This window comes from Megasphaera hexanoica, assembly GCF_043520715.1.
GTDB lineage: Bacteria > Bacillota > Negativicutes > Veillonellales > Megasphaeraceae > Megasphaera > Megasphaera hexanoica.
On the sequence record NZ_CP171361.1, the window covers coordinates 2434537 to 2456849 of the forward strand.

At 49.6% G+C, this 22313-nt stretch carries 19 protein-coding genes and 1 other RNA gene; all 20 read right to left on the bottom strand.

Annotated elements, in window-relative coordinates:
• Positions 1-4: 4 nt before the first annotated feature.
• Positions 5-1834, bottom strand: a complete 1830-nt coding sequence (gene glmS, locus ACGTIC_RS11920) for a glutamine--fructose-6-phosphate transaminase (isomerizing) (protein ID WP_059075598.1) — start codon at positions 1832-1834, stop codon at positions 5-7.
• 301 nt (positions 1835-2135) lie between these two features.
• Positions 2136-3491: a phosphoglucosamine mutase gene (gene glmM, locus ACGTIC_RS11925; protein WP_113855084.1), complete on the bottom strand. Its 1356-nt coding sequence runs from the start codon at positions 3489-3491 to the stop codon at positions 2136-2138.
• Entirely contained in the window at positions 3492-5099 is a 1608-nt protein-coding gene (locus tag ACGTIC_RS11930; RefSeq protein ID WP_200817496.1) for an NAD(P)/FAD-dependent oxidoreductase, read from the bottom strand.
• A 14-nt stretch (positions 5100-5113) separates the two neighbouring features.
• A complete protein-coding gene (locus ACGTIC_RS11935) occupies positions 5114-6031 on the bottom strand; it encodes a YbbR-like domain-containing protein (RefSeq protein ID WP_059075595.1) in 918 nt (305 codons plus the stop codon).
• Complete coding sequence (gene cdaA / locus ACGTIC_RS11940; RefSeq protein WP_059075594.1) at positions 6031-6855, bottom strand: diadenylate cyclase CdaA; 825 nt, start codon at positions 6853-6855, stop codon at positions 6031-6033. Before cdaA ends, ACGTIC_RS11935 begins: the two co-directional genes overlap by 1 nt.
• A 175-nt stretch (positions 6856-7030) precedes the next feature.
• The gene (locus tag ACGTIC_RS11945) at positions 7031-7513 is read right to left on the bottom strand and encodes an Rrf2 family transcriptional regulator (RefSeq protein ID WP_059075593.1); all 483 of its coding nucleotides are present in this window, start codon (positions 7511-7513) and stop codon (positions 7031-7033) included.
• 187 nt (positions 7514-7700) lie between these two features.
• Positions 7701-8690 carry an inorganic phosphate transporter gene (locus ACGTIC_RS11950; RefSeq protein WP_059075592.1) on the bottom strand — a complete coding sequence of 330 codons (990 nt, stop codon included), beginning with the start codon at positions 8688-8690 and terminating at the stop codon, positions 7701-7703.
• Positions 8683-9312, bottom strand: a complete 630-nt coding sequence (locus ACGTIC_RS11955) for a DUF47 domain-containing protein (protein ID WP_059075591.1) — start codon at positions 9310-9312, stop codon at positions 8683-8685. Before ACGTIC_RS11955 ends, ACGTIC_RS11950 begins: the two co-directional genes overlap by 8 nt.
• 298 nt (positions 9313-9610) lie before the next feature.
• A complete protein-coding gene (gene tpiA / locus ACGTIC_RS11960) occupies positions 9611-10372 on the bottom strand; it encodes a triose-phosphate isomerase (RefSeq protein ID WP_059075590.1) in 762 nt (253 codons plus the stop codon).
• 34 nt (positions 10373-10406) lie between these two features.
• Positions 10407-11588, bottom strand: a complete 1182-nt coding sequence (locus ACGTIC_RS11965; protein WP_059075589.1) for a phosphoglycerate kinase — start codon at positions 11586-11588, stop codon at positions 10407-10409.
• Positions 11589-11605: 17 nt separating this feature from the next.
• Complete coding sequence (locus tag ACGTIC_RS11970) at positions 11606-12631, bottom strand: type I glyceraldehyde-3-phosphate dehydrogenase (protein ID WP_059075588.1); 1026 nt, start codon at positions 12629-12631, stop codon at positions 11606-11608.
• Positions 12632-12653: 22 nt separating this feature from the next.
• Positions 12654-13676, bottom strand: a complete 1023-nt coding sequence (locus tag ACGTIC_RS11975; protein WP_113855085.1) for a sugar-binding transcriptional regulator — start codon at positions 13674-13676, stop codon at positions 12654-12656.
• A 35-nt stretch (positions 13677-13711) separates the two neighbouring features.
• Positions 13712-14725, bottom strand: a complete 1014-nt coding sequence (gene gap, locus ACGTIC_RS11980) for a type I glyceraldehyde-3-phosphate dehydrogenase (protein WP_059075586.1) — start codon at positions 14723-14725, stop codon at positions 13712-13714.
• A gap of 249 nt (positions 14726-14974) precedes the next feature.
• Positions 14975-16498 (bottom strand): 2,3-bisphosphoglycerate-independent phosphoglycerate mutase, encoded by a 1524-nt coding sequence (gpmI, locus tag ACGTIC_RS11985; protein WP_113855086.1) that lies wholly within the window; start codon positions 16496-16498, stop codon positions 14975-14977.
• A 116-nt stretch (positions 16499-16614) separates the two neighbouring features.
• Positions 16615-17643 (bottom strand): type I glyceraldehyde-3-phosphate dehydrogenase, encoded by a 1029-nt coding sequence (gene gap, locus ACGTIC_RS11990; protein WP_059075584.1) that lies wholly within the window; start codon positions 17641-17643, stop codon positions 16615-16617.
• Between the two features lie 151 nt (positions 17644-17794).
• The gene (locus ACGTIC_RS11995; protein WP_113855087.1) at positions 17795-18556 is read right to left on the bottom strand and encodes a YdcF family protein; all 762 of its coding nucleotides are present in this window, start codon (positions 18554-18556) and stop codon (positions 17795-17797) included.
• 3 nt (positions 18557-18559) lie between these two features.
• Positions 18560-19177, bottom strand: coding sequence for a hypothetical protein (locus ACGTIC_RS12000; RefSeq protein ID WP_059075582.1), 618 nt, complete (start codon positions 19175-19177; stop codon positions 18560-18562).
• 138 nt (positions 19178-19315) lie between these two features.
• Positions 19316-19668: a transfer-messenger RNA gene (ssrA, locus tag ACGTIC_RS12005) on the bottom strand.
• Positions 19669-19764: 96 nt separating this feature from the next.
• Entirely contained in the window at positions 19765-20589 is an 825-nt protein-coding gene (locus ACGTIC_RS12010; RefSeq protein ID WP_257536598.1) for a 4Fe-4S binding protein, read from the bottom strand.
• 56 nt (positions 20590-20645) lie between these two features.
• Positions 20646-22232, bottom strand: coding sequence for a phosphoethanolamine transferase (locus ACGTIC_RS12015; protein WP_162816187.1), 1587 nt, complete (start codon positions 22230-22232; stop codon positions 20646-20648).
• Between the last annotated feature and the right edge of the window lie 81 nt (positions 22233-22313).

Here is a 22313-nt window from a genome sequence, read left to right on the forward strand (position 1 = left end):
ATTCTTATTCTACAGTAACACTCTTAGCCAGATTTCTCGGCTTGTCTACATCATTTCCTCTGACTACGGCTGCATAGTACGCCAGCAGCTGCAAGGGAATAACCGTCATGACGGGCATGACAAAATTATCCGATTTGGGGATTTTGATGATATAGTCCACCGTCTTGGCCACTTCCGTGTCATCATCCTGCACGACGCCTACTACCTGGGCATTGCGGGCCTTGACTTCTTTGATATTGCTTATCATCTTTTCTTCTACATCCCGCTGGGTAGCCAGGGCTATGACGGGGACACCGTCAACAATCAGGGCTAGGGTACCGTGTTTCAGTTCACCACCGGCATAGGCTTCGGCATGGATGTAGGAAATTTCTTTCAGTTTTAAAGCCCCTTCCATGGCCAGGCCATAATCCATAGAGCGGCCGATGAAAAAGACATCTTCTTTATTCTTGAATTTTTCTGCCAGCTGTTTCACATCATCGGCATGGTCAAAGATATACTGGCACTGCTCCGGAACCTTCTGCAGATCCTGAAGAATCTCTGTTTCTTTTTCTGCGCTAAGCTGCCCGTTGAGACGACCCATGTAGAGTGCCAGCAGCAGCAATGCTACGAGCTGTGTCGTATAGGCCTTTGTCGATGCTACAGCGATTTCCGGGCCTGCCCAGGTATAAACAACCTGGTCTGCTTCCCGGGAGATAGACGAGCCGACGACATTGGTAATAGCCAGAGAGCGGGCTCCCCGCCGTTTTGCTTCTTTGAGTGCCGCCAGTGTATCAATCGTTTCCCCGGACTGACTGATGATAATGCACAGCGTCTTGCTATCTGTCAGGGGATCGCGATAGCGGTATTCTGAAGCAATGTCTACTTCGACGGGAATGCGGGCCAGTTTTTCAATGAAATACTTAGCCAGCAGCCCGGCATGATAAGCCGTACCGCAGGCGGTGATCATAATCTTTCCGATAGAGTTGACATCTTCCGGCGACCAGTTGAGTTCGTCGAATTTAACCGATTTGCCATCGTCCGCCACGCGGCAGCTCAGGGTATCACGGATAGCCTTGGGCTGTTCAAAAATTTCTTTGATCATAAAATGCTCAAAGCCGCCTTTTTCAGCAGCTTCAGCATCCCAATTGACCTCAAATACTTTTTTGGAAACAGGCTGCCCGTCCAAATCCGTTACCCAGACGCTGTCTTTTTTGACAATAGCGACTTCGCCATCGTTCATGATATACGTCCGGCGCGTATAGTTGAGAATAGCCGGTATATCCGATGCAATATAATTCTCCCCGTCGCCGAGTCCCACAATAAGCGGATTATCCTTTTTGCAACAGATAATCGTATCGGGCTGATAGGTACTCATGAAGACCAGGGAATAAGAGCCACGGAGCCGTTTCAGGACCCGGCGGACTGTGCTGGCAAAGTCACCATCATACATGTCAGAGCAGAGGTGAGCCACGACTTCTGTATCCGTTTCTGATTTGAACTGATAGCCTTTGGCCAGTAATTCTTCTTTCAACGTCATGTAGTTTTCAATGATGCCATTGTGGACGACTGCAAATTTCCCGTCCATGCTCATATGAGGATGAGAATTGACATCAGAAGGGCCGCCATGGGTAGCCCAGCGGGTATGACCAATGCCGATAGTCCCGATATTGGGGTCCTGTTCGACAACTTTCTTCAGGTTGACCAGCCGGCCCACTTTTTTCTGTACTTTTATTTTTCCATCATGATATACAGCTATGCCAGCAGAATCATAGCCTCTGTACTCTAATTTAGCAAGGCCTTCCAAAAGAAAATCTGCCGCCTGGCGGTCACCAACATAACCAACAATACCACACATAATTTTTTTCCTCCTGTTTTTCGGGGCTGCGCCGTAAAATAGGCGCACTACCCCTGTGCGCTCCCTGCAATGATTTTGTCCACCCTGTTACCAGTGTGATTTTTTCATTACATGACGGCCGGAGCTGCCGAGAGACATCCGCTGAATCTTCGATACTTCTCTACCTCGTCTGCCTGTTCCTCACGCAGGCACTAGCGCTATCCATTTTACGAATGGATTCCTAAACGAATAAAAAGGAATGAAGTAGTATACTCCATTCCCTTATTTTAATATAAGCTATGACTCTGGTCAATACCCGCGCTTATTTCGACGGTCCCATTTCATGTTCTACGACGAGGGCGATATCGTCTACGATGCGCTGCAGCTGGTCCAGATCCGGGCCTTCCGCCATAACGCGGATAAGCGGTTCCGTTCCGGACGGACGCACGAGGATCCGGCCTTCATCACCCAGTTCTTCTTCCCCGGCAGCGATAGCCGCCATGATGAGATTGTTATTTTCCCAGCCCGATTTCGTTTGTACGGTGACATTTTTCAGGATCTGCGGATATTTCGTCATGATTCCTGCCAGTTCAGACAAAGGCTTCTGGCGTGTTTTCATGATAGACAGCAGCTGCACAGCCGTCAACAGGCCATCGCCCGTCGTATTATAATCGAGGAAAATAATATGTCCCGATTGTTCGCCTCCCAGGCAATAGCCATCTTTGCGCATCCGTTCCAGGACATAACGGTCCCCGACGGCAGTGATGACGCTCTGGCACCCCATTTCTTTCAGGGCCTTGTGGAAACCGATATTGCTCATGACCGTACCGACGACCGTATCCTGTTTCAGCCGCCCTTCTTCTTTCAATTTCAGGGCGCAGAGGAGCATAATCTGGTCGCCATCCATTTCCTGTCCTTTTTCATCGACAGCCAGGCAGCGGTCGGCATCGCCGTCATTGGCGATACCGATATCGGCACCGTTCTGCAGGACTGCTTCTTTAAGGCTTTCCAGATGGGTAGAACCGCAGTGGTCGTTGATATTGATGCCATTGGGTTCATGGTGGATAGCGATGACTTCCGCACCGAGCCGGCGGAAGATATCCGGACCGAGCTGGGAAGCCGATCCATTGGCCCCGTCATGGACGATTTTTAGTCCTGTCAGGTCGACATCGGTAGACTGGACGATGAAATCTTCATATTCATCCTGCAGATTCGTCCAGTTAGAAATCGTACCGATAGCTGCGCCGGTCGGACGGCTCTGGATACCGGAACGTTCATCTTTGAGCATGTATTCTTCAATGCGGTCTTCTGTTTCATCGGGCAGTTTATATCCGTACTGGTCAAAGAATTTGATACCATTGTATTCAAACGGATTATGGGAAGCCGAAATCATGACGCCAGCGTCGAGATGATGGACCCGTGTCAGATAGGCAATGGCCGGTGTTGGGATCACACCGACAAGATAGCAGTTTCCCCCTGCCGAGGTAATCCCTGCTGCCAGGATGCTTTCGAGCATCGTTCCGGAAATACGCGTATCCCTGCCGATAAGGAATGTGGGATGTTCTTTTTCCTGTCCCAGTACGTACGCAGCCGCCCGTCCCAGATGATATGCCAGTTCCGGCGTCAATGTATCATTTGCTATACCTCGTACTCCATCAGTTCCAAACAATCTTGCCATTTATTTTCCCTCCAACGGTTGATATATAGTTATAATTGCGATAGCTGTTTCCAGACCATCGAGAAAAGCACTCATAATTCCTCCGGCATATCCGGCTCCTTCGCCGACAGGATAGAGGCCGCTGCTGCCATCAGCCATACGGTCTTCTCCCCGGACAATCCGTACCGGAGCGCTGGTCCGGGTCTCTACGCCCGTCATGACGGCGTTATGATCGTCAAAGCCATGAATACGCCGGCCAAAATATGGCAGGGCCTTTGCCAGCGTATCAGTCACAAAGCCGGGCAGAACGCGGCGCAGATCGGTCCAGACGACGCCGGGCCGGTAAGACGTGACAGACGGCATCTGCCCCGTATCGTCCCGTCCCAGGAACGATCCTACCGTTTGTGCCGGTGCCTTATATGTCCTGCCGCCTGCTTCATAGGCCAGCTTTTCATAGCGACGCTGGAATTCTATTCCCGCCAGTGGCGTCGAACCGCCCACGTCATCGGCCGTCACATTGACGACGAGAGCGCTGTTGGCAATACCACTATCCCGTTTGTACAAGCTCATGCCATTGGTCACGACACCGCCTTCTTCTGACGCGGCCGCTACGACGACGCCGCCGGGACACATACAGAAGGAATAGCAGGACCGGTCGCTTTGTTTATCATGATATACGAGTGCATAATCGGCGGCATCCAGTCCCAGCTCAGCTGCGCTGCAGCCATACTGGGAATGATCAATCAAGTCCTGGGTATGTTCGATGCGTACGCCTACGGCGAAATCTTTCCGTTCCATATGGATTCCCTGCTGGTACAACATGTGGTACGTATCGCGGGCACTGTGCCCGATTCCCATGATGACGACCTCTGCCGGGACCGTCTCCGTGCCATTGATGGTAACTGAAGTAATCTGCCCCGTATCGTCTCTGCCGATATCAGTCACACAGCTGTTGAAATGAATGGTCCCGCCCATGCGTTCGATAGTCTGGCGCATATTCTTTACGACGCGTCGCAGGATATCCGTACCTACGTGAGGATTATAGGCATACTGGATATCTTCCGGTGCCCCGGCCTGGACAAACATCTGGAGTATCCTGGGCAGCAACGGGTGATTGACCCGCGTCGTCAGTTTTCCGTCTGAAAAAGTGCCGGCTCCGCCTTCACCGAACTGTACATTCGACTCGGGACGGAAGGGGCCGCCGTCCCAGAACTCTTCTACATGGCGTGTCCGCGTATCGATATCGCAGCCTCGTTCATAGACTACAGGCCGGTATCCATGACGGGCCAATTCCAGGGCTGCCGCCAGACCAGACGGACCGGTACCGACGACGACCGGCCGGTGGGCCAGTTTCCGGTTTCCAGGATGAATCGGCGGTTCAGGCCGGATCTCTAGTTTTCGAACGTCTTTGGCGTCGTGGCAATGTTTCCATACCCGCGCTTCGTCAGCCAGGGTGACATCGACCGTAAACACAAAGTAGATGTGCGGTTTCCGGCGGGCATCTATGGAACGCCGTACGATGACCAGACGCTGTATGTCTTCCTTACGGCAGCGTAATTTCTTCGCTGCCAGGACCGGGAGCGGCTTTTCCATCGGAACGGCGGTCCGTATATTTAGTACTCTGAGCAAAATGATTCTCTCCTTTAATCGTCCTTGCCGACTTCAACGGTGACTTTAATCGTATCCGGCGCAAAGACGGCCCCATCAATGGATGGCGCAGACATTTCAAAGTCTTTCGTTTCACTGATACCGCTGACATTGACTGCTGCCAGATTGATGCCTGACACGGTACCGACGACATCAGACCGTCCGCGTATTTCTACACTTTCCGGAATGGGACTGACACGCTTTACGGTATACCCGTCAGCCGGGTCCCCCGTCGTCGTCACATAGACCGGGACCCGTTTGGTCACGGCATCGGTCAGCAGTTTCACATTGACCTTGCTCTGCCACGGCGTCATTTCCAGCCCATCTACAGGAGATCCATCGGCATGGACCAGATGAATCGGTGCCATGACCGAGAAGTCCTGGTTTTTATCACCGACCGGAATATCGATGATGGCCCGGTCTACCTGCTGAATAAGGCGGCGGGCTCCACTGACGACGACTGTATCGGGCACCATGCGCAGACTGCTGATAGCTACATTATCGGGTAGCTTGCCGTTGAGATGAGGCGTCAGTTTGAATTCCTGTACGGCATAGACATCAATATAAATTTTTGCCGAATTCTGTGCCTGTTTCTTCAGTTCCGTCCCATTGGGAATCTGTACGTGTATCGGGACTTCCATTTCACCTTCCTGGGCGTTGGAGAGGTCGATATAGGCCTTGATATCCGATGCACCAACGTTAATAATCGTATTGCGCGGACCGGAAAGGCGGACGTAGACTGTCTTGGGGACATTGGCCGCAATATACTGGGAATTGAGATTTTCTACGGTGACCGGTACGGTATAGCTGCCTTCGCTCGTCGGGTTTTGTTCATTGATGATGACAAACCAGAGGACAATGGCCAGAATGAGACAGATGATGCGCAGCTGCCATTTTTGATTGAGCTTGATCATTATTTCATCGGCCTCCATTTCAATATGTTGGCCAGCCCCTGAGGCTGCCGTTTGAGGAATGTCATAAGAACGTTGCGCAGTGCCGTGCCGTCGAGATGACGGTAAATGTGGCCGCCGTATGTGTAAGAAATCGATCCCGTTTCTTCACTGACTACTACGACGACAGCATCGGCCAGTTCACTGATACCGATAGCGGCCCGGTGGCGCGTCCCCAATTCCGTCGAAAGGGAACGGTCACTGGTAAGCGGCAGCAGACACCCCGCCGCCATGATGCGGTCATCGCGGATGATAACCGCTCCGTCGTGGAGCGGCGTATTGGGAATAAAAATATTTCCCAGCAGTTCCCGCGACACTTTACCGTCAATCTGAATGCCCGTGTCAATATAATCATTGAGGCCGACATCCCGTTCAAAGACGATGAGTGCCCCCGTATGAGTTTTGGACATGGATTCCGTAACAGCTACGATTTCATCGAGCAGCCGCTCCAGTGCTTCCATATCGACGACCTGGCTGGAACGGATGAGGCGGCCGCGGCCGATTTGCTCCAGGGCACGGCGCAATTCCGGCTGGAATACGACAGGCAAGGCAAACATGATGACCATCATGCCCTGTTGAAGCATCCAGTTGATGACGTGAAGATTGAGAAAGCGGCTGCTGCTGATTACCGTAACGGCACCGAGGACGATGAGGCCTTTGATAAGGGCCACAGCCCGCGTATTACGGATCAGGATCAGCATTTTATATAAAAAGAAAGCGACGAGCAGAATATCTACAACATCGAGCAGGCGGAAACTGCTGATGAATCCCTGAATTGGTAAATACATAGTACACTCCCTGATATAATATCTGAAGACAGTACGTACATGAGACATTTCATGCAGTATTTTTATTGTACAATATTTCAGGGGCGCTGAAAAGAGCTTCTTCCCTGACCTGAAGCAAATAAAAACTGGCACTGAAGATAATCGTACTTCAGCACCAGTCTCCATATCAATATGGTCATTCCGCTTTTGCTTTGTCTTCGTCCGGGGCAGCAGCCGCTTTGGCAGCTTCTTCGGCGTTCTTTATGGCCTTTTCCTGATTCGCCAGGTCTTCAAAATTATACGATTTCAATTGTTTGGCCAGATTACGCTGAATACCGGCAAAGGCCGCGTAAATGGAACACATGCCGCTGCATCCTTTGGAACACGATCCCACGTCATGAAGGCAGCGCTGTAATTCCGTCTGTCCTTCTACGGCTTCAATGATATCAAAAAGGGTAATATCTTTCGGTGCGCGCTGGAGGGCAAATCCTCCTTCTACGCCCCGGTATGATTTCATGATATTGGCAGCCGTCAGACTGCGCATGATTTTTAACAAGAAGCGTTCCGGTATATTCTGTTTTTCTGCCAGGGCAGCTCCCGTTATTTTTGTTCCTTCCGGCAAAGATGCCAGGTACAATACCATACGAAACGCGTAATCTGTTGCCTGATTCAATCTCATAGCAAAATTCCTCCTTGCTGATGGGACTATGACTAACCAGCCCCATCGTTATCCTTGCTTATTATTATACAATAATTCACTAAATTCGTATAGTTTTTTTGACACAATATCCCCTATTTTTTTGACATAATACAAAAAAGCTGTGCAAATACGCAAGCGTATTGCACAGCCATAATACCGTATTTAGTTATAACAGACTCAGCCCCAGGTAGATAACAGCCGAAATACAGGCACTGATGGGAATCGTAATGACCCAGGCCAGAAGCATGCTGCGGGCTACCCCCCAATGAACGGCACGGACCCGTTCAGCCGAACCGATGCCCATGATAGAACCGGATACGACGTGAGTCGTACTGACCGGCAGGTGCAGGAAAGTCGCCGTAAAGATGACAATCGACGAATTCAGATCTGCAGCAAAGCCATTGATGGATTCCATCTTGAAGATTTTCGTTCCCATCGTAGAAATGATGCGCCAGCCGCCGGCCGATGTCCCCAGCGCCATCGATGTGGCACAGGCGATTTTTACCCATATGGGAATTTCCATAGTTTCAATGTAACCGCCGGACAGTAACGCCAGGGCGATAATGCCCATAGCTTTCTGCGCATCGTTCGAACCGTGGGAAAAAGCCATGAGGCTTGCCGACACGAGCTGCATTTTGCGGAACTGCCGGTTCAGGGTAATAGGAGAAAAATTACGGAAAATCCATAATAGCCCGATCATGACAAAGTACCCCGTTGCAAGTGCCACGATTGGCGACAGAATCAGGGACATGATGATTTTGCTGATCCCCGTTATATCCAGGGCAGCCGGTCCGACGCTGATGGAGACGGCACCGATAACGCCCCCGACAAGAGAATGGGAAGAACTGCTGGGGATACGGTAATACCAAGTTGTTATATTCCAGATAATCGAACCGATCAGAGCGGCTACAATGACTTCCAGACTGATCTGGGATGGGTTGAGGACCAGATCACCGCCAATGGTCTTTGCGACACCGGTACTGATCATGGCGCCGGCAAAATTCAGTGTAGCCGCCATGATAATAGCATGACGGGGCGTGATTGCCCGTGTCGATACACTGGTGGCAATGGCATTGGCCGTGTCATGAAACCCATTGACATAATCAAAAAGAACGGCAAGCAATACGACTGCCCAGATTAACCAATGCTCAGGCATACTTCAATACAACCCTCCTGAACGTGACAACCAAATCTTCACAGTCATCTGTCACGTCTTCGACAGACTGCAGTATTTCTTTCCATTTGATAATTTCGATGGGATCTTTGCATTCGGCAAACAGCTTTGCCATTTCTTCGTGATAGAGGTCATCACAATCCTGTTCCAGTTTCAGCACCTTTTTACTGCGTGCTTCTACTTTGAGATAGTTCTTTTTCAAATCCTTCATATATCCGATAGATTTGCGGATTTCCTTCATCGCTTTGGCCGTAATGACCGTCATCTGCTTAGTTCCTTCCGTAGCCTCGCCGACCTTGTACATCCACATTTTATCCATGATGTCATTAATGCTGTCTACAGTCGCATCCAGCTGGTCTATTAGCTGCTGGATATCTTCCCGGTCCATGGGGGTAATAAACGTTTTTTGCAGCCGTTTCATCGTTTCGACTACCAGTTCATTTGCCTTTGTCTTCAGATCAAAAATCTGATGCATGGCGTCTTCTGTAGGGATTTCCCGGTTCATGGCCTGACGCAGCAGATCAGCTGCTTCATAGCTGATACGGGCATGTTCGTCGAGCAAGGTGAAAAACTTCTCTTCTTTCGGCTTTAAATGGAATGCCATAGTCGTCCAATCTCCTCATTTTTACAAGTACATACCGGCCGTAGAATTTACAAAAACATGACGCATTTATCGTCAAAATTTTACAATGGCCTACTTTGCATTATATCATATGCGCTTTTTTTATTCTACATAATCGTTTTACTTTTCATAATTTCTGATGCATTATTTTAAACCAGTATTTCTTATCTTTATTATTTACAAAAAAGAAAAGTCTCCAATCGCCTAAAAAGAAAAGGGGAAATGGAGACTTTAATATGATATATAAAATTTACAATATCATTTACTGATATCCTATGGATTATTTGATGACAGCCTTATGGATGATTTCCAGGAAATCACCGGCTTTCAGGCTGGCACCGCCGACCAGTCCGCCATCAATGTCGGGGCAGGCTGTCAGTTCTGCTGCATTTTTGCCTTTAACGCTGCCGCCGTACAAAATGGATACATCCTGTGCAGCTGTGTCATCATAGAGAGCTGCCAGCTTTTTGCGGATAATGTCGCATACTTCTTCTGCCTGAGCAGCCGTCGCCGTTTTGCCCGTCCCGATAGCCCAGATAGGTTCGTAGGCGATGACCACTTTCGTTATATCAGCTGCCGCAATATCTTTCAGGGCGTTTTCGATCTGACCTTCTATCCAGGACTGCATAATACCGCCTTCACGCTGGGCCAGCGTTTCCCCACAACAGAGAATCGGCGTGAGTCCATGGGCTAGTGCAGATTTAACTTTCAGATTGACCGTTTCATCCGTTTCATTGTTGTATTCCCGCCGTTCCGAATGGCCGATGATGACATGGCTGACGCCGATATCTTTTAACATAGCCGGCGATACTTCGCCTGTGTAAGCGCCGTTGTCCAGCCAATGCATATTCTGGGCAGCGACATGTACAGCCGTTCCTTTTGTCAGTTCTACAGCCATCGGCAAATAGGGAAATACAGGGGCGATGACAATATCTGCCTGTTCCGCACCAGTAAGTCCCTGTACGAGAGCCGTGATGGTTTCCCGCGTTTCTTTTCCGGTGTGATTCATCTTCCAGTTACCTGCAATAATTGTTTTTCTCATCTCGAAAACTCCTTTGCGACTGATATAAGTAGATTTATTTATCACTCAGCGATTCTATACCGGGCAGCTTCTTGCCTTCCAGATATTCCAGGGAAGCGCCGCCGCCAGTAGAGATATGGCTGATCTGATTAGCAAGGCCTGTTTTATTTACAGCCGAAACGGAGTCACCGCCGCCGACAATGGAAACCGCCTGGGAATGAGCTACTGCACGGGCAACAGCTTCTGTGCCCTTTGCGAAGTTTTCCATTTCAAAGACTCCCATCGGACCGTTCCAGACGATGAGTTTCATCGGTTCCAGTTCACGGGCAAACAGTTCCTGTGACTTTGTACCGATATCGAGGATCATCCAGTCTTCCGGCACGGCATCAGCCGGTACGACTTTATGAGCCGCATCGTTAGAGAACGTTTCCGCTACATTCACATCGACGGGCAGCAGCAGTTTCTTTCCTTCGTCTGCTGCCTGGGCGATAAGTTTCTTCGCCAAATCGATTTTATCGGCTTCTACCAGAGACTTTCCAATACCATACCCCTGGGCTGCCAGGAAGGTGTTGGCCATGCCGCCGCCAATAATCATGACATCGACTTTGGGCAGCAGATTGGAAATGACTTCAATCTTATCGGAAACTTTGGCACCACCAATGATTGCTGCGAAGGGGTGTGCCGGATGATCGACGGCACCACCGATAAAGCGGATTTCTTTTTCCAGAAGGAAACCGGCTGCCATAGGAAGAAAAGCGGCAATACCGGCTACGGATGCATGAGCGCGGTGGCAGCATCCAAAGGCGTCGTTGATGCCTACATCGGCCAGAGAAGCCAGCTTGCGGGAGAATTCCGGATCATTCTTTTCCTCTTCCCCGTGGAAGCGCAGGTTTTCCAGGAGCAGGACCTGGCCCGGCTGCAGTGCCCCGGCCATAGTTTCCGTTTCGGCTCCGATGCAGTCCGGTGCCATCTGCACGGGAATCCCCAGCAGTTCCGACAGGCGGGCTGCCACCGGTTTTAAGGAATATTTTGCAACGGCCTTTCCCTTTGGCCGGCCCAGATGGCTGGCCAGGATGACCGCAGCCTGATGGTCGAGGAGATAGCGGATTGTCGGCAATGTTTTCTGGATCCGTGTATCGTCGGTGATAACGCCATTTTCATCAAGTGGCACGTTGAAATCAGCGCGGACAAATACTTTTTTCTTATCTACATCTACATCAGTAATTATTTTTTTCATAGTAGTCTCTCCTCTCGTCAGTCGAGACCCTGGGATGTGAGGTATTTCACCAGTTCGACGACGCGGCGGGCATATCCCCATTCATTATCATACCAAGAGACAATTTTCACCATGCCTCCGTCCATGACCATATTCAGGGGAATATCGATGGTCGTCGTATTTTCATTGCCGCGGTAATCAACCGAAACGAGTTCATCTTCGTTAGTATCGATGATGCCTCTGTATTTCCAAGCAGCGGCTTTTTTGAAGGTGCTGTTCAAATCTTCCAGGGTAACGTTTTTATCTTCTAATTCCAGGACAATATCCACAATGGAGACATCCGGTGTCGGTACGCGGACTGCCCGGCAGCTCAGTTTGCCTTCGAATTCCGGCAGGACTTTGGTAATGGCTTCGGCAGCCCCGGTCGTCGTCGGAATGATCGACATGCCCGCTGCCCGGGCGCGGCGGAAATCTTTATGGGATACGTCGAGTATTTTCTGGTCCGTCGTGTAGGAATGGATGGATGTGGTCATACCGCGTCTGACACCATACGTATCATTCATCAGTTTCAGGATAGCAGCCAGACCGCAGGTTGTCATAGAAGCGCCGGAAATGACGTGGTGCTTCTTGGGATTGTATTTATCTTCATTGACGCCAAGGACAATCGTAATGTCATCGATGGTGGATGGTGCCGTAATGATGACTTTTTTTACGCTGCCTCCCAGGGGAAGACGACTCTGGGAACTCGCCGTGCGGCGGCCGGCATATTTGCCCGATGATTCGATGATAATCTGGGCACCGAGAGCATCCCAATCGACATCTTTCACATCTTTCTGCTGAAACAGCGGATAGGCTTTCCCATCAACGATGATGTGGCCCGTATCATAGGTCACGTTATTTTTCAATGTGCCATAGATGCTGTCATATTTCAGAAGATGGGCCATCTGTTTCGGAGAACCGATATCATTGATGCCAACGATTTCGATTTCATCCTGATAGCGCTGGGCAATCTTAAAAAAACTTCTGCCAATACGCCCAAATCCATTAATACCTACTTTTACCATGCTATACACCCTTTCCTCATTATCATATCATCTTCAGGATTTGTTCTGCGGCTCCTTCATCTGTAACGAGGATTCCTGTACGGCAGGCACGCATCACCGCAAGGATAGCTTCAGCCTTGCTGGTTCCGCCTGCGACAGCTATAACATGTGGATGTTTTTTTATGTCTTTTAAAGAAATACCGGCATTGCTCGTCACGTGGACGACATGACCATCGAGACTGCAATAGCAGCCCAGGGACTCGCCACAGGCCATGAGCTCCTTCAACGCATGCGTTTCTACCGTTGTCAGGCCGCGCCGTTTTGCCATCGTATCGGCCCGGCCTATGCCGAACAGGACAATCTGGGCCTTTTGTGCCAGAGCTACATTTTCCCTCGCCTGTTCATCCGCATCAAGCATGAGGTGCAAAGCCGACTGGCTCAGCCCGTCCGGTATATGGACCATCCGGTACGTACCATGCGTCTTGACCGCTACGTTGGCGGCAATATAATTGGCCTGGAATTCGACGTGATTGCCAATGCCGCCCCGGGCCGGCACAATGACCGGTCCCGCCGTGCTTTCTGGCAGGCAGCGTGCTACTTCGGCCATGGTCGAACCGCCACTGATTGCGACGATTGCCCCCCGCGTGAGCAGGTCATTCAGGAGCAGGGCTGCCTGACGCCCCATTTCTTCACAGGCCGCTTTATCGGTATCACAATCGCCCGGTACGATATATACTTCTTTCAACTGCAGGTGCTGACAGAGCCGACGCTGCATATCATCGACATTATTCAGGCGCAGGAAACATTCCAGTAAATCCGGCATGAGTCTGCGTCCTTCCGGCTCAAGGGCAATCCCCATGGTTGTAAAACGCACGAGGCCACTTCGCCGCAGCACATCCACATGTGCCCGTACTATTCGTTCAGATAATCCCGACAAGGCGGCCAGAGACCGGCGCCCGACGGGTTCCGCATCAGAAATATGACGGAGCAGCAAATATCTTTCTTTGATGGTCCCCATTACATCGGGGGCTATTTTGCGAAAGACATTGAGAGTCTTTTCTTTCATCTTTTCCTCCCTTTTGCTGCCTGTCATGATAGTCTTTAAATACCTTTCGTTGCCATATAGGCCGCCAGGTCATTGACGCGGAGAGAATATCCCCATTCATTATCATACCAGGCAACAACTTTAATCATGTCGCCTTCGACAATCTGTGTATCTAGCGAATCGACAATGGAGCTATGGGGATCGCTGATATAATCGGAAGAAACGGTAGCGTCTTCTGAATAGGCCAGTATGCCTTTCAGCGGGCCTTCCGCCCATTTTTTCAGGGCACCGTTCACTTCTTCTACGGTTACTTTTTTCTGCAGGATAGCTACGAGGTCGGTCATCGAAACGTTCGGTGTCGGGACGCGCAGAGCCATACCGGTAAACTTGCCTTTCAATTCAGGCAGGACCAGGGCAACGGCCTTGGCTGCACCGGTAGAAGTCGGAATAATAGACTGGGTAGCGCAGCGGGCACGGCGCATATCTTTATGTACGCCATCGACGAGAAGCTGATCGTTCGTATAGGCATGAACCGTCGTCATCATACCACGGACGATACCGAATTCGCGGGACAGCACTTTGGCTACAGGAGCCAGGCAGTTCGTCGTACACGAACCGTTAGAAATAATACGGTGTTTTTCCGGATCGTACGTTTCTTCATTGACACCCATGACGATGGTCGTATCAGGATTTTTGCCCGGCGCCGTAATGATGACGCGTTTGGCACCGCCTGCCAGATGTTTGGATGCCGATTCGCGGTCTTTGAATTTACCTGTCGATTCGACTACTACATCTACACCCAGTTTTTTCCAGGGAATATCAGCCGGATCCGTATGATTGGTCACGGGAATGCGGCGCCCGTCAATAATCAGTTCACTCGTTCCTTCATCGTATGATACATCGTGGTTCCACGTACCATGCACGGTATCGAATTTTAATAAATCCGCCATGATAGGGCCAACGGAACGGTTATTGATAGCCGCGATTTCGATTTCCGGCTGCAGCAGGGACGTGCGGAGTGTGCACCGGCCAATTCTGCCAAAGCCACTGATACCTATTTTTACTGTCATTATGCTTCCTCCTTACACATAATCCAGGTAGCTATGCCTGACCGTCGGATATTCGGACAGACTACACCTCTTTTAAGTTCTACAGCTATAGTGTATACTACAATCCATAATTTGTAAATTATTTTTTCCTGTTATGGTTGTGTGAGGAGGAAGCAGTGCACTATATAGGCACTATATAAGTAAGTTTTTCGTATTTAGAATATTATTTTATCTATTTTGTATATACTATTTTATGTTTTATGAGCTATTTTATGAATGAAGCAGATTGTTACCAGTCATTTCCGGTGGCACCGGCAGTCCGGCAAGATGGAGCAGCGTCGGCGCGACGTCGGCCAGTTTGCCATCATTCAGAACATCATGCTGATGGCAGCGGCTGACTAAAATGCAGGGAACTTTATTTGTCGTATGTGCCGTATAGGGCGAACCGGTCACAGGATCTGCCATCTGTTCGGCATTGCCATGATCGGCAATGATCAGTACTTCGCCACCAGCCTGCTGCAGTACTTCTACAATACGGCCGACACAGGTATCGACTGTTTCAACGGCTTTGATGGCCGCCGGAATGACACCCGTATGTCCTACCATATCGGCATTGGCAAAGTTCAGCATGATCATGTCATATGTCCCCGACTGGATTTGTTCGATGACCTTATCCGTCACGACAGGGGCACTCATTTCTGGCTTCAGATCATACGTAGCAACTTTAGGAGATGGAACGAGGATCCGGTCTTCACCGGCATTCGGCGTTTCATTGCCTCCGTTGAAGAAATAGGTCACATGAGCATATTTTTCCGTTTCAGCGATGCGCAACTGTTTCTTCCCTGCTTTGGCCAGCACTTCGCCCAGTGTATTGACGATGGTTTCCTTATCGTAGGCAATGTGAACAGGCAGGCCGTCTTCATAACGGGTCATAGTCGTAAAGTAGATATCCCGTTTTTCTGGCCGGTCAAACCCCTTGAAATCAGGAGCTACAAAGGCTTCTGTCAGCTGCCGTGCCCGGTCGGGACGGAAATTAAAGAATATGACACTGTCTCCATCGGCAACGGGCTGATGGCAGAGGACGGACGGCACGACGAATTCATCGGAAACATCCGCTGCATAAGAATCGCGCAGGCAGGACCGGACATCGGCTGCTTCGACACCTTCGCCGAAGGCAATGGCCCTGTACGCTTTTTCAATGCGGTCCCACCGTTTATCCCGGTCCATAGCATAATAACGGCCGCTGATTGTCGCGATGGTTCCCGTACCAAGACGGTGGCATTCGTCTTCCAGTTCCTGGAGAAACGGGCCGGCACTGCGGGGAAGGACATCGCGGCCATCCAGGAAAGCATGGATAAAAACCTTTTTCAGACCGTATTGGCGGGCCATTTCCAGCAGGCCGAAGAGGTGTTTTTCACTGCTATGTACGCCTCCGGGCGACACGAGGCCCATGAGGTGAAGAGCTGAATGACGATCCCGGGCATTTTCCATGGCTCCCACCAGTGCTTCTTTTTTGAAGAAAGCACCCGTTTTAATATCGTTTGTAATTTTCGTCAGTGCCTGATAGACGACCCGGCCGGCTCCGATATTGAGATGTCCCACTTCGGAATTTCCAATCTGGCCTGCCGGAAGTCCTACGGCTTCGCCAGACGCTTCCAGGTGAGAATGGGGATAGTCATGCCACAAGCGCGGCAGCACCTTTAAATCAGCCATGGCCACGGCGTTATCTTTTTTTTCATCACGGCATCCGAACCCGTCCATGATGATCAGCATTACTGTGTGTTTTTGTGTCATACAGAATATCTCCTTACTATAAATTAAAAAGGGCAGGGAATGAATCCCTGCCCTCATTATAATATGTACTTCGCTGCCTTTCCAGCCGTGGCAGGCATCTATCCGGTATGATTGTCTCAGTGTTTGCTGTTATAGGCATTCATGATCTGAATCAGATCCAGTACTTTATTAGAATAACCAATTTCGTTATCGTACCAGGAAACGAGTTTGACAAATTTGTCTGTCAGAGCAATGCCGGCCTGAGCATCAAAAATGGAAGTGAGCGGGCAGCCGAGGAAGTCCGACGATACAAGCGGTTCATCGGTATAACCGAGGATACCTTTGAGTTCGCCTTCTGCTGCTTTCTTAACGGTAGCGCAGATTTCGTCATACGTTGCCGGTTTCTTCAGGTTGACCGTAAGGTCTACGACAGAAACGTCCAGAGTCGGTACACGCATGGACATGCCGGTCAGTTTGCCATCCAGTTCGGGAATGACCTTGCCAACAGCTTTGGCAGCACCCGTCGTGGAAGGGATGATATTCCCTGTTGCAGCACGGCCGCCGCGCCAGTCTTTGGCAGACGGTCCATCGACCGGTTCCTGTGTAGCTGTGACGGAATGAACAGTCGTCATCAGGCCCGATTCGATGCCGTAGGCATCATTGATGACTTTGGCCAGCGGTGCCAGGCAGTTCGTCGTGCAGGAAGCATTGGAAACGATTTTCTGGCCGGCGTACTGATCCGTATTGACACCACAGACGAACATATCTGCCTGTTTGCCATCTTTGCCTTTTTTGGAAGGAGCTGAAAGGACGACGTATTTGGCACCGGCCTGTAAATGCTTTTCTGCCAGTTCCGGAGTCAGGAACCGTCCCGTCGATTCGACGACATATTCGGCACCGACTTCGTCCCATTTCAGATTAGCCGGGTCTTTTTCCTGGGTAACGCGGATATGCTTGCCATTGACAATGAGTTCATTCTTTTCTACATCCGCTTCTACTTTGCCATGAAAGCGGCCATGCATGGTATCGTATTTCAAAAGATATGCCATGTAATCTACATCACAGAGATCATTAATTGCTACAATATTGATGTCATCCCGCTTCATGGAAGCACGAAAAACCAGACGTCCGATACGGCCAAACCCGTTAATGCCAACATTAATCATGAGAATACACTCCTTTTTTAAACTATAGGCACATCGCTAATGGATGTTTGTAACTTCTTTGTTCTTACAATGTCATTATGCCACATCGGGAACAATAATGCAATGCCATGGTCGTTTTATGTCCCACTTTTACGGTAAAAAAACAGACCTGCTACTGCAAGCCTGCTTTTGCTGCCATCATCCCAGCATATTCTTTGATGGCCAGACATGAGTCGAAAAGGACGATGGACTGGGGAATAAAGGAAAATAACGATAGGCGGTATGTATCTGTCGTGCGGTAATCACAGGGATAAGGGGTAACATTCATGCCTTCACGGGTGAAAAATCCGATGGCCCGCGCCATATGGAAGCCACTGGTCACGACGATAGGATGATGCCAGCCATGAGCATCACATAGCTCTCTGGCGAACCGGGCGTTTTCTGCCGTGTTGCGGCTTTTTTCATCACTGATGATGTCCTTCTCCTCTACTTCCAGAGACAGCAGCATCCGTTTTTCAATAGCAGCTTCGTTGGCATCACCGGCAAACACGACGCCACCGGAAAGGAGAATGGGAATGTGCAGCGCCTTCTGGATGCGCACGGCTGTCAGAAACCGATGGGACGCTGCAAGGCCCAGCTGGCCCGTTCCGTCAAAATCAGGCACGCCAGCCAGGGAACCTCCTCCCAACAGGATAATGACATCCCCGTCGAGCTGATCCAGGGGCGGCTGTTCATACCGTGTTTCCAGAGGATGAACAAACAGATGGCTGACGGGCTGGATGGAAAGACCATAAAAACAGAGCACGGTTACGAGCAGAGCCCAGCGGCCGGCAGCACGCTTGCGGAACATATATATAAGAATGGCAAATAAGGCAAGAAATACGCCGCCTAAAGGCAGAATCCACATATACAGCCATTTAATCACATACAACATGACCTATTCTTCCCTTCCCTTTTTTGTTACATCCAGAAGGATGACGCCGCCTTTACGCTTATAGCCGCTGTTCCACAACTCTTCCAGGGAAAACCAGCGGAAGCTTCCATAAGTTACGAGTTTGACCAGGAACGTATCTTCGTACTGGACGTACCCCGCCAGCCAGAACCAGTGCCAGACATAGGCGGCCAGATCCGGATTGGCATGTTTTAAATTGAGATAGGGGACAGGAAGATTATGATCTATTTCCCATTTTACAGCGCTTTCCAGCTCTTTCAGCGGGCAGTCACTGTACAAACCATGCATGGTGATACGTTGTTCACCGACGGACCGCAGATAGTTGCTGTATCCCTGTATCCACAATTCCAGCGTATCGATACCATTCTGTCGCGGACGCAAGAATGGTTTCATAATCTGTGAAAAATTAATATAATCCTGAGCCGTCAGATGATGAATGTCATACGGATACAAACGACTGAACCCCTGATTGAGGTCCAGATAAATACTGACATCACAGGCCGTCACGGCCCCGCAGCCGCCAATATTCATCCAGTGGTCAGTGAAGAGTTCCTGATTATATCCATAGTAATTGCCAACTTTAAACAGTGGTAATTCTTTCATTGCTATCATCCCTGTCCTAAAAGAGTACCAAAATGGTCTTTTTTATTATAACACATTTCTCCGTACGACGGCATCCCTATTATCGGAAATGAAAAAAGGTGCTGCCGCACAATACGTGTGCAACAGCACTTCTTTATCTGGTGGAGATGAGGAGAGTCGAACTCCTGTCCGTAAATGCCGCCCCATGAACTTCTCCGAGCGCAGACCTTGTTAGTTATCTCGAGCAGTTGTCGTACAAGGACAAACTAGACTGACTCCAGCCTGTGAGTTTCCCGTTCCAGCCACCAGGCAGAGCTGAAAGGTATCCCGCTAAGTGACGTCCCATCCCTGCCCGCAGGATTAGCAGAAAGGGACGTTAGCTGCGCTTAGGCAGCTAAAGCAAAGTTTTCTTCTTTAGCGTTTAATTTAACGTTTTCACCGATTTACGGGCAGATGACACCCCGGCTCGCTATTCATGATACAACCATCCACGTCGAAACCTTTACATCCCCGTAAAGGTATACACATTACTGTGCATATTATAGTATATCATAGGAAAAACAATTTACAAGTCTCAAATACCATATTTTTTTGCAGAACGAGGCCACTTACCAATACATTACATTCACTTTTTTAGCCGTGTACTGTTGTTCCAGCATGGCGACATGAGACAAAAAGGCTGGATCATCGAAATATTTTGCTTCATGAAGACAATGCCGGATACATCGCTGGCATTTGATGCATGTCCCCGTGACGACAGATGGATTCTCACGCGATATAGCTCCCATAGGACAGTTTCTGGCACAGATTCCGCATTGAACGCACCGGTCTTCCCGGGTCTTTGGACGGGCTTTAAGGAATTTCGCCGGTTTCCCATCAATTCCCTTGGGGATATAGTACGGGGCTGCTGCATCACCATCTACAGATACCACGTCTGGCATATCCATCCTGTCCCGGATTTTTTCAGCCGTCCTGTCAGCCAGCTGCCGGATATCTGCCAGATCCCATTCATCGGGCCGTCCGGGAGCCAGCCGGTCTGAAAAGGCATGGGTCGCAACAAAAGCCCCAGCAGATATAGGACAAAAATTATTCTTCTGCAACAGGTCACACAACTCCGCCAGGGAATTGTCAAAAGACCGGTTGCCAAAGGTCACGAGCGCCACGGCCCGCGTCCCCTGCCCGTGAAAGTTTTCTGTATAAGCTGGCAGTATTTTATTGGGCAGCTTTCCCGCATAGGTCGGACCTGCTGCGATGACCAGATCATAAGGGCCAAAGGTATATGCCGTTTTCCGTTCTTCCGGTAAATCGAGAGAGATTTCATGAAGTGGTACGGAAAGCAATTCTGCCAGACGGGCGGCACAGTACCGGGCTACCTGCCTGGTCTTGCCCGTCGGGCTGAAAGATATGGTATAAATCTGTTGAATCAGCATCATTTTTTCCTCCTTTATCGAAATTTCACAGGTTTGCTGCTGATGAAATCCATCGGTATTCACTCTTCTATTTTTTTCATGCCATGAAGTGTCCGTATGGTTCCTCTATCAAGAGAATACCCATCAGACGTCAGGTCCAGATCGGGCATTACAGTAGATACTCCGTCAATGCCCATGAGGCTGGTCATGACATCGTACAGCAAATCATTCGTCCAATAAGCATCCCGATGATTCCGCAGCGTATCAACTATTTTCGGATATTCCTGGATAAATGTATCACTGAAAATCATGACAAAGGGAATGTGACTCATAGCATAGGTGAATTTTGTCGCTTCGTGAAAATACCCCAGATCCACTTCTTCTCCATGGTCAGAAACATATACGAGTCCCTTAAACCGGGACTCCGCCTTAATCCGGTCATAGATTTTCTGCAAGACATAATCCGTATAACCCACGGCATTGTCATACTGATCGATACGTTCATTTTCTCCATGAAAAGCATTCCACTTCGTCGGATACCTGTCCCCATATGATCCATGACAGCCCATGAGATGAATGACAATCAGGGCATTGGAAGAGTCCTCCAGATTTGGGATCGTATCGGCCAGTACCTCATCAAAATAGTTCGTCCGGCAATCTTCCGTCCCGTTCCGCTCATTGAGCCACACCTGATAATCAGCCGTGCTGGCAATTTCGGCAACTGGTGTATCCCAGGCACCGTAATGTCTCTGATTGCTCAGCCAAACCGTATCATACCCGGCTGCTTTGGCTACTTCCATAAGGGAACAGGCATCTTCCAGGGAAATATCATTATACTGGTTTTTCTCACTCAGGGCATAGGTCAGGACAGGTACAGTAAGGCTATGATTCGAGTAGGCATGAGTAAACAGTATGGTATTCGTTTTTTCAGTCTGTTGTAATAACCAGGGCGTATCCGGCCGGTCATATCCATAGGCCTGCATGTGGTCCCGGTTTTCCGATTCACCAATGACTAGCACGAATATGCCGCCTGACGATGAAATCCTCAGATTCTGCAGCGATTGCAATCTTTCCTGCCGCACTGCTTTTGCCTGTCCATACTTCTGATATTCCTGCAACACATTTTCCGTTTCATCCATAATCCGCACGGGCAGATAACTGGATGACTGCTCCATAACGCAGAAGCCTGCCGCCAGTGTAACCAGGACCAGCAATAGTTGTCCCCAGAGTGGATACCGGCTCTGCTTTCTGCCAGCATCGTGCAGTATATACATCATGGCAGAAACCACCGACAGCAGCATCGTACCCGTCACACACCATAGGAATATATTCTGGTCTTTTAAATAAGACATAGCTTCGCTGCCGTTGGTCTGAAACAAAGTAAGGACAATCGCCGACGACAACACATGTCCACTGACTACGTAGTATCCCCAGAATAAGAGTGGTATGAGCAGAAAAACAGCACCTAGCAAATATACCGTACCCAGGCAGAAACGCCGCAAGTGGGAAAACCGCACCTGCCCGGCCATGATTCGCAAAGAAAAAATAGTGAGAAATGATGCAGTTCCCATGACAAAAGCATGAGCAATCTCTTCATGCAGGATCCGCTGACCAGACAATAGTGGAATAAAAGCGGCTGACAATACAATCCCATTATAGAGTATCATCGTCCGTACCCATTTTTTATCATACTGCCATGCTGTCAGATGTAGGACGGATTTTGCGGACATTCAAAATAAAAAAGAATG